11 protein-coding genes are annotated in these 14,724 nt (G+C 71.4%); 10 read left to right on the top strand and 1 reads right to left on the bottom strand.

Annotation, left to right across the window (positions count from 1 at the left end):
- The first annotated feature begins 9 nt into the window (after positions 1-9).
- Positions 10-966 (top strand): helix-turn-helix transcriptional regulator, encoded by a 957-nt coding sequence (locus DEI94_RS15515; protein WP_146249520.1) that lies wholly within the window; start codon positions 10-12, stop codon positions 964-966.
- Between the two features lie 7 nt (positions 967-973).
- Here the strand turns inward: DEI94_RS15515 and DEI94_RS15510 are convergent, their stop codons facing one another.
- Positions 974-2,236, bottom strand: coding sequence for a permease (locus DEI94_RS15510; protein WP_111027243.1), 1,263 nt, complete (start codon positions 2,234-2,236; stop codon positions 974-976).
- A 134-nt stretch (positions 2,237-2,370) separates the two neighbouring features.
- Here DEI94_RS15510 and DEI94_RS15505 point away from each other — a divergent pair, with 134 nt between their 5' ends.
- The 9 genes from DEI94_RS15505 (at position 2,371) to DEI94_RS15465 (ending at position 14,682) form a co-directional block, all read left to right on the top strand.
- Positions 2,371-3,015, top strand: coding sequence for a TetR/AcrR family transcriptional regulator (locus DEI94_RS15505; RefSeq protein ID WP_181441849.1), 645 nt, complete (start codon positions 2,371-2,373; stop codon positions 3,013-3,015).
- A gap of 72 nt (positions 3,016-3,087) precedes the next feature.
- On the top strand, positions 3,088-5,727 hold the full coding sequence (locus DEI94_RS15500) for an MMPL family transporter (protein WP_111027241.1): 2,640 nt from the start codon (positions 3,088-3,090) through the stop codon (positions 5,725-5,727).
- A 257-nt stretch (positions 5,728-5,984) separates the two neighbouring features.
- Positions 5,985-8,126: an MDR family MFS transporter gene (locus DEI94_RS15495; RefSeq protein WP_181441848.1), complete on the top strand. Its 2,142-nt coding sequence runs from the start codon at positions 5,985-5,987 to the stop codon at positions 8,124-8,126.
- A gap of 103 nt (positions 8,127-8,229) precedes the next feature.
- Positions 8,230-8,856, top strand: coding sequence for a TetR/AcrR family transcriptional regulator (locus tag DEI94_RS15490; RefSeq protein WP_258368646.1), 627 nt, complete (start codon positions 8,230-8,232; stop codon positions 8,854-8,856).
- A 70-nt stretch (positions 8,857-8,926) separates the two neighbouring features.
- Positions 8,927-9,829: an SMP-30/gluconolactonase/LRE family protein gene (locus tag DEI94_RS15485; RefSeq protein WP_349775206.1), complete on the top strand. Its 903-nt coding sequence runs from the start codon at positions 8,927-8,929 to the stop codon at positions 9,827-9,829.
- Between the two features lie 71 nt (positions 9,830-9,900).
- Complete coding sequence (locus DEI94_RS15480; protein ID WP_111027238.1) at positions 9,901-10,464, top strand: YdeI/OmpD-associated family protein; 564 nt, start codon at positions 9,901-9,903, stop codon at positions 10,462-10,464.
- 185 nt (positions 10,465-10,649) lie between these two features.
- Positions 10,650-11,669, top strand: a complete 1,020-nt coding sequence (locus DEI94_RS15475) for an ABC transporter ATP-binding protein (RefSeq protein ID WP_111027237.1) — start codon at positions 10,650-10,652, stop codon at positions 11,667-11,669.
- Positions 11,666-12,643 (top strand): ABC transporter substrate-binding protein, encoded by a 978-nt coding sequence (locus tag DEI94_RS15470; RefSeq protein WP_111027236.1) that lies wholly within the window; start codon positions 11,666-11,668, stop codon positions 12,641-12,643. The genes DEI94_RS15475 and DEI94_RS15470 overlap by 4 nt, the downstream gene beginning before the upstream one ends.
- Positions 12,640-14,682, top strand: coding sequence for an iron ABC transporter permease (locus DEI94_RS15465; protein WP_111027235.1), 2,043 nt, complete (start codon positions 12,640-12,642; stop codon positions 14,680-14,682). Before DEI94_RS15470 ends, DEI94_RS15465 begins: the two co-directional genes overlap by 4 nt.
- The last annotated feature ends 42 nt before the right edge of the window (positions 14,683-14,724 follow it).

Here is a 14,724-nt window from a genome sequence, read left to right as displayed (position 1 = left end):
CCTTAGATGATGGCAGAGGACGTGGTGCGACGCTCAGTGGTCGCCGGGCAGGACATCGACGATGCCCGTGCTATGTACGAGGCCGCGTACAACGGACGGCAGTTCCACATCGAGCCGACCGAGCGCGAGTTCGGGTACCGCTACACGATCGCCGGGGACGACGACGTCACGCTGCGGGGGAATCGGTTCACGGGGTCGGTCGAAGGCACCGTCCAGGTGCAGGGCGAGTACGTGGTCACGTGGATCACCGCGGGGACCGGCGCGATGGACCTCGAGGGGACCGGCGACCTCACGCCGCTCGAACCCGGGCAGCCCGTCCTGTTCACCACCGGTGGCCAGAACCGGTTCGCGTTCGCCGACTACAAGCAGAACCTCGTCCACCTCGACGGCCGGTACCTCGAGCGGGTCGCGGCGGAGGTCGAGGGCCACGACGGCGGGCCCCTGCGGTTCCGACACGGTGGCCGACTCGAGGACCACGCGCTCCAGCGGTGGACGGCGGCGGTGCGGACGGTGAACGCCGTGGGCGCGAGCGCCGACGCCAGTGCCCTGCTGCGGAGCGAGGTGAACCGCCTCGCCGCGGTGTCGCTCCTGTCGACGTTCCCGCACGAGGCGACCTCCCTGCCGCCCGAGCTGCTGCTCCCGCGCCACCGGCGGGTCCGCACGGCGGTCGAGTTCATCCACGCGAACGCCCATCTGCCGATCACGCTCACGGACGTCGCCGCGGCGGCGAACGTGAGCTCCCGCTCCCTGCAGCAGGCGTTCGAGCGTGCCCTGGCCACGTCGCCCACGCGGTACCTGCGGCAGGTGCGCCTGGAGCGGGTGCGGGCCGAACTGCTCGAGCAGCACCCCGAGGACGTGTCCGTCGGCGACGTCGCACGCCGTTGGGGCTTCGTGCACCTCGGCCGGTTCTCGGGGGCGTACGCAGCGGCCTTCGGGGAGTACCCGCGCGAGACGCTGTACCGCTGACGGGCGGTCAGTGGTGCGGGTGGTGCCCGCCCACGTCGTGGTGCGCGTGCGCTTCGTCGTGCTCGTGCTCGTGCTCGTGCCCGTGCCCGTGCTCGTTCGCTTCGTGGTGCTCGTGCGCGTGGCCCCCGTCGTCCGGGCCGCCGCCCATCATTCGCAGCATCGACCACGAGCCGCTGCGGACGAACACGACGAGCAGGACCGCCGCCACGACCAGGAACAGGATGTCCAACCAGGTGGTGTAGTTCCACGTGATCCCGGTCTCGGCGATCGCCAGGTGCCGACCGGTGGGGACGAGGCCGAGCGGCGTGAAGACGAGCTCGACGACGTACCCGGCGAGCACCATGGCACCGTAGAGGACGCCGGTGATCCTGAGGGCGGCCGCCCAGCCGTAGTACTTCCGGTAGATCACGATGATCGGGATGATGAGCAGGTCGGCGAAGACGAAGCTCACGACGCCGCCGAAGCTGATCCCGCCGTTCCAGAGCACCGCCGCGAGCGGGACGTTCCCGACCGAGCACACGAAGCTGACCATGGCGATGACCGGTCCGATGAGCGGGTCGAGGAAGAACGCGACCGTCGGGTCACCGTGCAGGAACACCGCCTGCAGCCATGCCCTCGGGACCCAGGCCTCGAACGCCCCCGCGATGAGGAGCCCGATGACGATGTCCCGGAGTACGGCGGCCCAGTCCATGACGAAGTACTGGGACACGGACGTGATGCCCGGTCGGGAGAACAGGCGTCGCCAGAACCCCTGGTCACCGGCGACCGACATGTCCATCGCCGCGTGCCCCTCCATCGAGCCAGCGAGGCCCCGGTCGGCCTGCTCCCGTGCGGCGTCGACGATGCGACCCCGCATCCAGAGTCGGAAGCCGAGCGCGACGAGCACGATCATGACGGGACCGCCGATGAACTCAGCGAGGGTGAACTGCCATCCCATGACGAACGCGAGGACGAGGCCGAGCTCGACGACGAGGTTCGTCGACGCCACCTCGAACGCGATCGCCGCGGTGAGGCTCGCGCCCTTCCGGAACAGTGCCCGGGCGAGCGCGACCGCCGCGTAGGAGCACGAGGAGGACAGTGCTCCGAACCCCGTCGCCACCGCGATGGCACGCGGGGAGTCGTCGTGCATGAGCCGGGTGATGCGTTCGGTCCTGACCGCGGCCTGGATCACACCCGACAGGGCGAACCCGAGCACGAGGGGCCAGAGGATCGTCCACGCCATCGTCCCGGCCGCCGCCAGGGCGGCACCGATCGCCTGCAGGATCATCATGATGATAGGGTACCCCCTGGGGGTAAGCGAGACCAGATGGTTCGCCTGTGACGCGGTTCACCCCGGGGTCACGGACCTGAGTGTCGGATGGACGTCGTTGCACTCCGTGCATCGGTGCACCTAGTGTCTCCGGAGTGACCACGGGGACCAGCATCGACCGACGGGCCGTGCTCAAGGCGCGACACCGGACGGCGATCCTCGACGCTGCTCGCGCCCTGACCGCCGAACGGGGCGGCCCCCGGTTCAGCGTCGACGAGCTCGCCGCCCGAGCCGACGTCGCGCGCCGCACGGTGTTCAACCACTTCTCGTCGATCGACGAGGTCGTCCTCGCGCTCTGTGGCGAGCTGCTCACCGTCGTCCTCGACGACTTCGTGGCGACGGCCACCGCGACGCCCGTCGGCAACGGTGACCGGGCCTCCATGTTCGACGAGATCGCCGAGTGGTTACGCGTCGCCGACCTGCCGACCGCGATCTCGTCGATCGTGCGCGTGCTCGGTGAGCCGCCCGAGGAGGACCGCCGCGGTCGTCTGCTCATCGACGAGGCCTTCGACCGGTCGACCGCCGTCCTCGTCGACGAGGTCCGTCGCCGCAACCCGTCGGCCGACCCGCTCGACGCCGAACTCCTCGTGACCTCGCTCATGAACGGCGTCGTCGTGATCTCGAAGCACTGGGTCCTCCGCACGGGTGCGAGCACTGACGGCGACGGCCGCGCACAGTGGGACGCGTTGCTCGGCCGACTCATCGACAGCGTCCGCAGCGGCTACATGCCCCAGCACTGACCACGAGGGGTCCACCGGCGTACCCCGATCCCAGCAGCACCACCACCGCACAGAAAGGAACGGGGCACCAGCATGGCCGGTCTCCTCTACCGCCTCGGACGCTTCGCCGCGCGCCGACACTGGTCCGTCGTCGTCGCCTGGATCGTGATCCTGGCGCTCGCCGGGGTCGGGTACAGCCTGTTCGCCGGGACGATCTCGTCCTCGATCACCATCCCGGGGACCGCGACGAGCAAGGTGACCGACGAGCTCGCCAAGAAGTTCAAGTCGGCCAGCGGGGGCAGCGGCACGATCGTCTTCCAGACGACGAGCGGCGACGCGTTCACGGCCGACCAGAAGTCCGGCATCAGGTCCTTCCTGTCGACGATCGACGGGTACAAGGGCGTCCGGGCGACCACGAACCCGTTCACCACCCAGCAGGAACTGGCGGACCAGCGCCAGCAGGTGCAGGACGGCAAGCAGAAGATCGTCACGGGCAAGCAGCAGCTCGACGCCGCGCAGGCGCAGATCGACGCAGGCCAGCAGCAGCTCACCGCGGGACAGCAGCAGATCGACGCCGCGCAGCAGCAGCTCGACCAGCAGAAAGCGCAGGCCCAGGCGGCCGGTCAGCTCGCGGCGGTGCAGGCGCAGCTCACGGCCGGCCAGGCGCAGATCGACGCGAACCAGCAGAAACTCGACGCGAGCAAGGCGACGCTGGCGACCAACCAGCAGAAGCTCGACGCGAACCGGAAGAAGCTCCAGCAGAACGAGACGAAGCTCGACCTGAGCTCGCAGTTGCTCGACCTGTCGAAGAACATCCGCTTCGTGTCGTCGAACGGCAGTGCCGCGGTGGGCACGGTGTCGTTCCAGAAGGCGACGATCGCGGTGCCGCAGACACTGAAGAACAAGATCGTCGACAAGTCGGAGCACGCCGGCATCGACGGCGTGCGGGTCTACCCGTCGAACGACATCGCGCAGGGCGTTCCGAGCATCCTCGGCCCCGGTGAGGTCGTCGGCATCGTCATCGCCGCGATCGTGCTGCTCGTCATGCTCGGCACGGTCATCGGCGCCGCGCTGCCGCTCGTCAGCGCGATCCTCGGGGTGGGCGTCGCCACGCTCGGTGCGATGTCGTTCTCGGGCCTCGTCGAGTTCATCTCGGTGACGCCGGTGCTCGGGGTGATGCTCGGTCTGGCCGTCGGCATCGACTACTCGCTGTTCATCCTCAACCGGCACCGGTCCCAGCTGAAGCAGGGCATGGAGCTGCACCAGTCGATCGGGCTGGCGAACGGCACCTCGGGCAACGCGGTCGTGTTCGCGGGGTCGACGGTGATCGTCGCGCTCCTCGCGCTCAACATCACGGGCATCCCGTTCCTCGGGCTCATGGGCACGGTCGGCGCCGTCGCGGTGGCGGTCGCGATCCTCGTGGCGATCAGCTTCACGCCCGCGATGCTGAGCCTCGTCGGCTTCCGCATCCTCCGTCGGAAGGAGCGCGCGGCGATCGGGCGCACCGGCTCGGTGCGGATCCCGAACAAGCCCATGGCGACCTGGCGCGCGATCGTCACCCTCGTGGCCGGCGTCGCGGTGCTCGGGGTCGTCGCCCTGCCCGCCATGCACATGCGCCTCGGGCTCCCGACGGGTGCCGCCGAGGCCACCGACTCAAGCCAGTACAAGGCGTACAAGGTGCTCGAGCGCGAGTTCGGTGCCGGTCAGAACGGCCCGATCCTCGTCGTCGCCGACCTGCCGCACAAGGCGACCGGCAACGACCTGCTCCGGCAGGAGGTCGCGATCGGGCAGAAGATCGCCGACCAGGGTCACGTGCACGCCGTCGCACCGATCGGGGCGTCGTCGGACGGGACCGTCATCGCGTTCCAGGTGCAGCCCACGGGCGGACCCTCGAGCGTGTCCACGGAGAACCTCGTGCACGACCTCCGCGACCTGTCGCCGGTCAAGGCCGACGGGGGGAACGTGCACCTCGGTGTCGCCGGCAACGCGAGTGCGAACATCGACGTCTCCGAGAAGCTCGCGGACGTCCTGCCGCTCTACCTCGTCGTGGTCGTCGGACTCTCGCTCATCATCCTCATCATCGTGTTCCGGTCGTTCCTCGTGCCGCTCACCGCGACGGCCGGCTTCGTGCTCTCGCTCCTGGCGGCGTTCGGCGGCCTGACCGCGATCTACCAGTGGGGCTGGCTCGGCCAGGTGTTCGGCGTGCACGACCCGGCACCGATCCTGAGCTTCCTGCCGGTGATCGAGGTGGGCGTGCTGTTCGGGCTCGCGATGGACTACCAGTTGTTCCTCGTGTCGGGCATGCGCGAGGCCTACGCCCACGGAGCCCCGGCGAAGATCGCGGTGCAGCGGGGCGTCCACGCGGGCCGGGCGGTCGTCACGGCGGCGGCGATCATCATGATCTCGGTGTTCTCCGGCTTCATCTTCTCGGAGTCCTCGACGATCCGACCGATCGGGTTCGGGCTGGCGTTCGGGGTGCTCGTGGACGCGTTCATCGTCCGCCTGCTGCTCATCCCGGCGTCCATGCACCTGCTCGGGCGCGCGGCCTGGTGGTTCCCGAAGTGGCTCGACCGGATCGTGCCGGACGTCGACGTCGAGGGTGCGAAGCTCGAGCGGGGCATGCCCTCCCGCGGGGACGACACCCACGCGGAGCACGGCCACCACGCGGCGCCGGTGGTCGAGGACGCCGCTCCGGCGGTCGCCCACCACGAGCACCCGGAGCACCGCGCCTGACCGCGTCCGCTGGCGCCTGAGGGGCGCCCGCATCACCAACCCGGGAGGCGGGACCTGCGTCGAGCACGCGGGTCCCGCCTCCCGTCCGTCGCGGCCCGCGAACGCGGGGTGCAGTGCTTGCACTATTGCGGGTTGTGCAAAGCTGCGGCAGGTGTAAAGTTGCATGCACTGCAAGTTGTATGCCACCGTCGGCACCCCGACGAGGTCGGCTCCCTGCAGGCGACGCACGCATCTCCACACCCATCCGAAGGACCGCAATGTCAACCGCCTCCGCTCCCGCGCAGGTCCGGCGCAGTGCTCCAGGATCGGCGCCCGCATCGGGCTCGCCGATCATGAGCCACCGCCAGATCCTGCTCGTCATCTACGGCCTCATGGCCGGCATGTTCCTCTCGTCCCTCGACCAGACGATCGTCGGGACCGCCATCCGCACCATCGGTGACGACCTGCACGGTCTCAACGAGCAGGCGTGGGTGACCACCGCGTACCTCATCACCTCGACGATCACCACGCCGATCTACGGCAAGCTCTCGGACCTGTTCGGGCGCCGCCCGCTGTACATCTTCGGCATCTCGGTGTTCGTCGTCGGGTCGCTGCTGTCGTCCTTCTCGACCTCGATGCTCATGCTCGCCGCCTTCCGCGCGTTCCAGGGCATCGGTGCGGGCGCGCTCATGTCGCTGCCCCTCGCGATCATGGGCGACATCCTCGCGCCCCGTGAGCGCGCGAAGTACCAGGGGTACTTCCTGGCCGTGTTCGGCATCTCGTCGGTCATCGGCCCGCTCGTCGGCGGTCTGTTCTCGGGTGCCGCGCAGATCCTGTTCATCACGGGCTGGCGCTGGGTGTTCCTGGTGAACGTCCCGATCGGCATCGCGGCGCTGCTCATGGTCATCGCGTTCCTGCACCTGCCGAAGACCGGCGAGAAGCGCACGCCGCGCATCGACTGGTGGGGTGCGACCTCGGTCATCGTGACCCTCGCGCCGCTCCTGCTCGTCGCCGAGGAGGGCCGCGACTGGGGCTGGGGTTCCGCCGGCGCCATCACCTGCTACGCCGTGGGCGTCGCCGGACTGGTCGGGTTCCTGGTCGTCGAGACCCTCATGAAGGACGACGCGATCATCCCGCTCAAGCTGTTCCGCTCGGGCGTGTTCTCGATGGCGACCGTCATGGGCTTCCTCGTCGGGTTCGCGATGTTCGGCGCCATGCTGACCATCCCGTTGTACCTGCAGATCGTCACCGGGCTGTCCCCGACGGCGTCCGGCTTCGCCACGCTGCCGATGATCGGTGGCCTCATGATCGCGTCGATCGTGTCCGGCCAGATCGTGTCCCGCACCGGCAGGTACCGGATCTTCCCGGTCACCGGCACCGCGTTCACCGCCGTCGGCTTCGTCGTCCTGACGTTCATGACGATCGACAAGCCGCTCTGGTTCCTCATGATCGGCATGTTCTTCATCGGTCTCGGCCTCGGCCAGCTCATGCAGACCATCACGCTCGCCAGCCAGAACTCGGTCGAGCCCCGGGACATGGGTGTCGCCACGAGCTCGGCGACGTTCTTCCGGCAGATCGGTGGAACGCTCGGCACGGCCGTGCTCCTGTCGGTGCTGTTCTCCCTCATGCCGACGAACATCGTGACCGCGATGTCGGACAAGACGGACCTGTCGAGTGGCCTGAACGCCGCCCTGACCCCCTCGGTCGCGAACGCGTCGGAGAACAAGGGCGTGATGAAGCAGATCTGGACCCCGATCGTCACCCCGATCGGGAGCAAGCTCCAGGACGCGCTCGACCAGGGCACGACCGCCGCCAAGGCCGCCGCGGACAAGGCCGTCACCCAGCAGGTGACCGCCGCCGTCCAGCAGCAGGTCACCGCCGGCACCGTCCCGGCAGCGGCCGCGCAGACCGTCATCCAGCAGCAGGTCGCCGCCGCCGAACCGGCCGCCGAGCAGCAGGCCCTGACAGCTGCCGCGAAGCAGGCGCACGCCTCGGTGTCGAACGGTCGGCTGACGATCGACTACAGCGATGCCAGTCAGCGGAAGCACGTCGTGAACGAGGTCACACCGGCCATCGCGAAGCAGTTGCGGAAGGGCACGTCGGGCTCGAGCAGTTCCGCGAGCGAGACGAGCGACACGTCGTACCTCAACGGCGCGGACGCGCGGCTCACCAAGCCCTTCATGACCGGCTTCAACGCCTCGGCCGTGTCGATCTACTGGGTCGGCCTCGGCGTGATCCTGCTCGCGTTCGTCCTCAGCTGGTTCTTCAAGGTGCCGCCGCTGCGGCAGCGGTCCGCACTGCAGGAGCAGGCCGACAAGGACCAGACGGCCGACGACCTCGAGGTGGAGGCCGTGCGCGCCGCCGACCTCACCGGCTCGTTGACCGCCCCCGCGACCGGGTCGATCCCGGTCTCCAAGTAGGGCAGGACCGCGGCGCCGTCGCCGTCCGACAGGACGGGGGCGGCGCCGCACCGATCCGGCGCGACCGCTGCCGGACGACCACGACCACCAGGACGGAGACGACGTGGACACCAGCGCCACGCTCGACACGGCCGCGATCGACATCGCGGGCGTCGACCCCGAGTCATCCACGCTCCGGGCCCGCAAGAAGCGGCAGACCCGCGGGCACATCCAGGACGCCGCACGCCGCCTGACCGCCGAGCACGGCCTCCATGGCGTGACGATCGACGCGATCTGCGCCGAAGCCGGTGTCTCGACCCGCACGTTCTTCAACTACTTCCCGTCGAAGTCCGCCGCCGCACTCGGGCTGCCGGACCTCCGGATCGACGATGCCCAGCGGGCACGGTTCGCCGCTGGGGAACCCGACGCCCTCGTGTCCGACCTCTGCGCTCTCGTCGCGCACGTCGTCGCCGAGACCGGCGCCTCACCGCACGAGAAGGCCGTCATGAAGGACCTCATCACCGAGCAGCCCGAGCTCATGCCGGCCGTGCTCAAGTGGATGGCGGACCTGCGGAAGGACCTCGTCGCGATCGCCGCCGGTCGCGTGCCCGAACGGACCGCTCGACTCGCGGTGACCCTCGTGCTCGGTGCGCTGCTCGAGGCCGTCCACCAGGGCGGCAGCACCACCGATCCGGACTTCGCCGACCGGATCGCCGCGACCGTCGCCGAGATCGGGGCCCTCGCCTCCTGACCGTCGGACCCGACATGCGCCAGCATGGAGCGGACGGGTGCGTCGCGCCCGTGCGTTCGAAGGAGAACCCGTGCCGCTGACCGACCTCGTCCCCGATCCCGGCGCCGTCGAGCGCATCGCCACGGGGAGCACCTGGGCCGAGGGCCCCGTGTGGATCCCGGCGACGCGGACCCTCCGCTGGTCCGACATCCCCGGCGACCGCATCATGCAGTGGCACGCCGACGACGGCACCACCAGCGTGTACGCCGACCGCGTCGAGTTCACGAACGGCCGGACGCTCGACCGGGACGGCAGCGTCGTGCAGTGCTCCCACGGCCGGCGACGCGTCGAGCGGGACCGCGACGGCGTCGTCGAACCGATCGTGGCGAGCTGGGACGGTGTCCGGTTCAACTCCCCGAACGACGTGGTCGTCGCACCCGACGGCACGATCTGGTTCACCGACCCCGACTACGGGATCACCCAGTCGCGTGAGGGCCACGCCGGGTACCTGGAGTACGGGGACCACGCGGTGTTCCGGTTCGACCCCGCGACCGGCCGGGTCCGCCCGGTCGTGCTCGACGTGGAGGAGCCGAACGGGTTGGCGTTCTCACCCGACGGGACGACGCTCTACGTCGCCGATTCGTCCGCATCCGAGGGCTCGGACGTCGGGAACCGGTGGATCCGGGCGTACGACGTCGTGGATGGCATCCGGTGCAACAACGGCCGCGTCTTCGCCCAGTTCGCGGTCGACGAGGGCGTCCCCGACGGCATCCGCGTCGACGAGGACGGGAACGTGTGGAGCTCGAGCGCGCAGGGCGTCATCGTCGTCGCACCCTCGGGGGACCGGATCGGGACCGTGCCCGTCCCCGAGGTCGTCGCGAACCTCTGCTTCGGGGGCGACGACGGCACGACGCTGTTCATCGCGGCGACGACGTCGATCTACCGTGTCGCGACCACGGCGCGGGACGCCCACGGGATCGCCCTCCGCCGGTGAGCGGGAGCGCGGCACCGGGTCCGGCGGCACCGGGTCCGGCGGTACCGGGTCCGGCGGCACCGGGCTCGGCGGTGCTCGTCGTCGCCGACGCCGCGGCGTGGCGCGCCTGGCTCGACGCACACGAGGACGACCCCGACGGCGTGTGGCTCGTGCTCGCGAAGAAGGGCACGGTCGACCCGACCTCGCTGACGTACGACCAGGCCCTCGACGAGGCCCTGTGCAGCGGCTGGATCGACGGGCAGAAGCGGGGGAACGACGCCGCCACGTTCCTCCAGCGGTTCACGCCGCGGCGCCGGACGTCGCTGTGGTCGCAGCGGAACATCGGGCTCGTCGCGGCCCTGACGGCGCAGGGGCGGATGCGACCGCGTGGCCAGGCGGAGGTCGACCGTGCCCAGGCCGACGGGCGATGGGCCAGCGCGTACGCCGGGTCGGCGGCGATCGCCGAGCCGGAGGACCTGACGGCGGCGCTCGCGGCATCGCCCGCGGCGGCCGAGCGCTTCGCGACGCTGAACCGGCAGAACCGGTACGCGGTGCTGCACCGGATCACGACGGCGCCGAGTCCGACGGCCCGGGCGAACCGCCTGGCGAAGCTCGTCGCGATGCTCGAGCGCGGGGAGACGCCCTACCCGCAGTGACGCCGGGCGTGCGGACCGGCGAGCGCGGACCGGCGAGTGCGCGCGTGGACGACGAAGGGCGCGCGTGGACGACAGCGCAGTTGTCGTCGGGGCGCGCGGTTCGGAGGTGCAACACGAGGGCGATGCGCGTCATGTGTCGCGGAGCCCTTGCGGAGGAGGGGTGAGGTTAGGCTAACCTCACCTACGTGACCGACGACCGGACCGAGGCGGCCTCACCCGCGCGTGCGGTGCGACGCTCATCCGTCGCCCCCTCCGGGCTCGACGCCACCGGCATCACCGTGGCGTACGACCGCGTCGACGTCGTGCACGCGGCCGATCTGCGGCTCCGCCCGGGTCGTGTCACCGCGCTCGTCGGCCCGAACGGCAGCGGGAAGTCGACGCTGCTCCGCACCCTCGCCCGGCTCCAGCACGCCCGCACGGGCAGCATCACCCTCGGCCCCGACCACGCCGACCGCGCCGACCGCGCCGACCGCGCCGACCGCGCCGACCGCGCCGACCGCGCCGACCGCGCCGACCGCGCCGACCGCGCCGACCGCGCCGACCGCGCCGACCACGACGACCACGCGAGCGACCCCGACCAGGTCGACGCCCTCGCCCTGGCACCGGCCCAGTTCGCCCGCCGCGTCGCGCTCCTGACCCAGGGCCGCCCGACCCCCGGGGGCCTCCGCGTCCACGAGGTCGTCGCGTTCGGCCGGCACCCGCACCGGACCCGGTGGACACGCAGCGATCCGGGAGGCCCGGCCGCCGTCGCGCACGCCATGACGGTCACCGGCGTGGCCGAGCTGGCGGAGCGCCCCGTCGACCAGCTCTCGGGTGGCCAACTCCAGCGTGTGTGGCTCGCGAGCTGCCTCGCGCAGGAAACCGGGGTCCTCCTGCTCGACGAGCCGACGACGTACCTGGACCTGCGCTACCAGGTGGAGCTGCTCGACCTCGTCCGCGACCTCGCCGACGAGCACCGGATCGCCGTCGGCATCGTCCTGCACGACCTCGACCAGGCCGCGGCCGTGGCGGACGACGTCGTCCTGCTCGCCGACGGCCGCGTCGTCGCCACGGGCACCCCGGCGGACGTCCTCACCGCGACCACCCTCAGCGCCGTCTACGGCATCCGAATCGAGGTGGACGTCGACTCGGCAACGGGTACCGTCCGCACCCGGGCCGTCGGCCGACACCACGACCGATCCGGAAGGCTCCACCCCACTCCATGAAGCGCATCATCACCGCCGCGGCCCTCGCCGTCACCGCCGCCGTCGTCCTGACCGGATGCGGGACCACCGAGGCGACCTCGCGCACGTCCTCGTCCACCGCGGGCGCGATCACGATCACCGACGCGACCGGCACGAAGGTCCACCTCGACGGACCGGCCACGAAGGTCGTCGGCACCGAGTGGAACGTCGTCGAGGACCTCGTCGCGCTCGGCGTGCAGCCGGTCGGCGTCGCGGACCCGAAGGGCTACGGGAACTGGGACACCACCGCGCCGCTGACGGGCTCACCGAAGGACATCGGTACCCGCGGCGAGCCGAGCACCGACACCATCGCGTCCCTCGCGCCCGACCTCATCGTCGCCACGACGGACCTGTCGGCCGCGACCCTGGAGCAGCTCCGGGCGATCGCGCCCGTCGTGGCCGTGCGGTCCGCCGACGCCTCGCACCAGATCGAGCAGATGACGACCGACCTCGACATGATCGCGAAGGCCACCGGGCGGCAGCAGCAGGCGGCGAAGGTCATGGACCGGTTCCACGACGCCGTCGCCGCGGGCAAGGAGGCGATCACGAGAGCGGGGCGCTCCGGTGACGACGTCGCGTTCGCCGACGGCTACGAGGTCTCGAACCAGGTCACCATCCGGCCCTACGCCGACGGCTCCCTGATCGGCGACGTCACCGAGGAGCTCGGGCTCCACAACGCCTGGGACGTCACCGGCGACGGGAGCTACGGCCTGGGCAGCACCGACGTCGAGGGGCTGACGAAGCTCCCGTCGGACGTGCAGTTCCTCTACCTCGCGAACGACGCGGACGGCGGCGACGTGTTCACGAGCGCGCTCGGGTCGAACGCCGTCTGGAAGGCCCTGCCGTTCGTCACCGCGGGTCACGTGCACCGGCTCCACGACGGCATCTGGCTGTTCGGCGGCCCGGCCTCCATGACCGCGTACGTGCACGCCGTCGTGACGGCGCTCACGAAGTGACGCTCCTGGCGCCGCGGCGGCCGGTCACCGTCACCGCGGTGCTCCTGGCCGGCGCGGTCCTCGTGGCCGCGCTCGCCGTCGTGGACGTCACGCAGGGCTCCGCGGCCGTCGGGCCGGCGGCGGTCTGGAGGGCCGTCACCGGTCGTGCGGACCAGGGCGACGCGTCCGTCGTGGTCGCGTCGCGCCTGCCGCGTGCGGTCGCGGGGATCCTGGTGGGTGCCGCGCTCGGCGTGGCCGGGTCGGCCCTCCAGGCCATCAGCCGGAATCCACTCGCCGCACCCGACACGCTCGCCGTCGACGCCGGCGCGTACGTCGCGCTCACCGTCGTCGGGGTGACGGGGCTGCACCTGCCGCTCCTGGCCTCCTCGGGCGTCGCGTTCGTCGGCGGGCTCGTCGCGGCGGGCGTCGTGCTCGCGCTCTCCGGCCTCGGGTCGGGCACCGTCCGGCTCGTCCTGGCCGGGAGCGCGCTGGCGCTCGGCGTCGGGTCGGTGACCTCGACCCTCGTGCTGCTGTTCCCCGAACGGACCGAGGGGCTGTACCAGTGGAGCCAGGGGAGCATCGCGCAGAACGGCATGGGCGGTGTCGCGCAGATGGCACCCGTCGTCGCGGTGGGCATCCTCGGTCTGCTCGTGGTCGGACGGCGCATCGACGTGCTCGGGCTCGGGGACGACGCTGCGCGGGGCCTCGGCGTCGGCGTCCGCCGGACCCGCGTCGTCAGCGTCGTGCTCGCGGTGCTGCTCGCCGCGGCGGCGGTCACGCTCGCGGGTCCGATCGGGTTCGTCGGACTCTGCGCGCCCGCGCTCGCCCGTCCACTGACCCGACGCGTCCCCGGACTCGCCCGGGCGGTCGTCGCGCTCCCGCTCGCCGGGCTCGTCGGCGCGGTCGTCGTCCTCGGGTCGGACGTGCTGCTCCGCGCGGTGGTCGGTGGGGACGCCGCCGTCGGGGTCCCCACCGGCACCGTCACCACGTTCGTCGGCGCGGTGTTCCTCGTCGGCCTCGCCTTCCGCGCCCGCTCCGCCGGGGACACCACGACCGCGGGGGACCGACTCCGGATCCCGAGCACGGTCGTGTTCGTGCTCACCGTCGTCGTGCTCGCCGCGGTGCTCGTCGGCACCGTCATCGCCGCGGTGCTGCTCGGCGACGCGAAGCTCCTCCTCGGCGACGTCGTCAACTGGGCCACCGGGCGAGCCGGGCCGATCGTGTCGTACGTGCTCGACACGCGTGTGCCGAGGGTGCTCGCCGCGCTCCTCGCCGGGGCGGCCCTCGCGCTCGCCGGCACCGCCGTGCAGGCCGTGACGCGGAACCCCCTGGCGGAACCGGGGATCCTCGGCGTCTCCGGAGGTGCCGGGCTCGGTGCGGTCCTCCTGCTCACCACCGTGCCCGTCGCGGGGTCGTGGGGCGTCGCGGGGGCGGCGCTCGCCGGGGCCGGGGTGGTCGCGGCGGTCGTGTTCGGGCTCGCCGCGCGCGGGGGCTTCCGGCAGGACCGGCTCGTGCTCATCGGTATCGGGGCCTCGGCGGCGACCACGGCGCTCATCGGGCTGCTCATCGCCCTGACCGACCCGTTCAACGCGACGAAGGCCCTGACCTGGCTGTCCGGCTCGACCTACGGGCGGACGATGCCCGACGTCGTCCCGGTCGTCGTCGCGCTCGCACTCGGACTCGTGGTGGTCGGCCTGCGGCACCGGGCGCTCGACCTCGTGTCGCTCGACGAGGACACCCCGCGTCTGCTCGGGCTCCGGTTGCCCGCGACCCGGTTGCTGTTCCTCGTGACGAGCGTCGTGCTCACCGCGACCGCCGTCGCCGCCGTCGGCACCATCGGGTTCGTCGGACTCGTCGCCCCGCACGCGGCCCGGGCCCTGGTCGGTCGGCGGCACGCCCGCGTCGTCCCGGTCGCGGTCCTGCTCGGTGCGGTGCTCGTGTGCCTGGCGGACCTGCTCGGGCGGACCGTGATCGCTCCCGCGCAGATCGGGGCGGGGCTGCTGACCGCCGTGATCGGGACGCCGTACTTCGTGTGGCTCCTGGCGCGGTCCCGGACCTGAGGTCGTTGTGTCACTTCGGCAACTGCGCGAGCCAACGACGAA

Origin of the sequence: Curtobacterium sp. MCBD17_040, assembly GCF_003234805.2 — a bacterium.
Classification (GTDB): Bacteria; Actinomycetota; Actinomycetes; order Actinomycetales; family Microbacteriaceae; genus Curtobacterium.
Note: the sequence above shows the minus strand (reverse complement) of the source record. Positions and strands in the feature narration are given on the sequence as shown.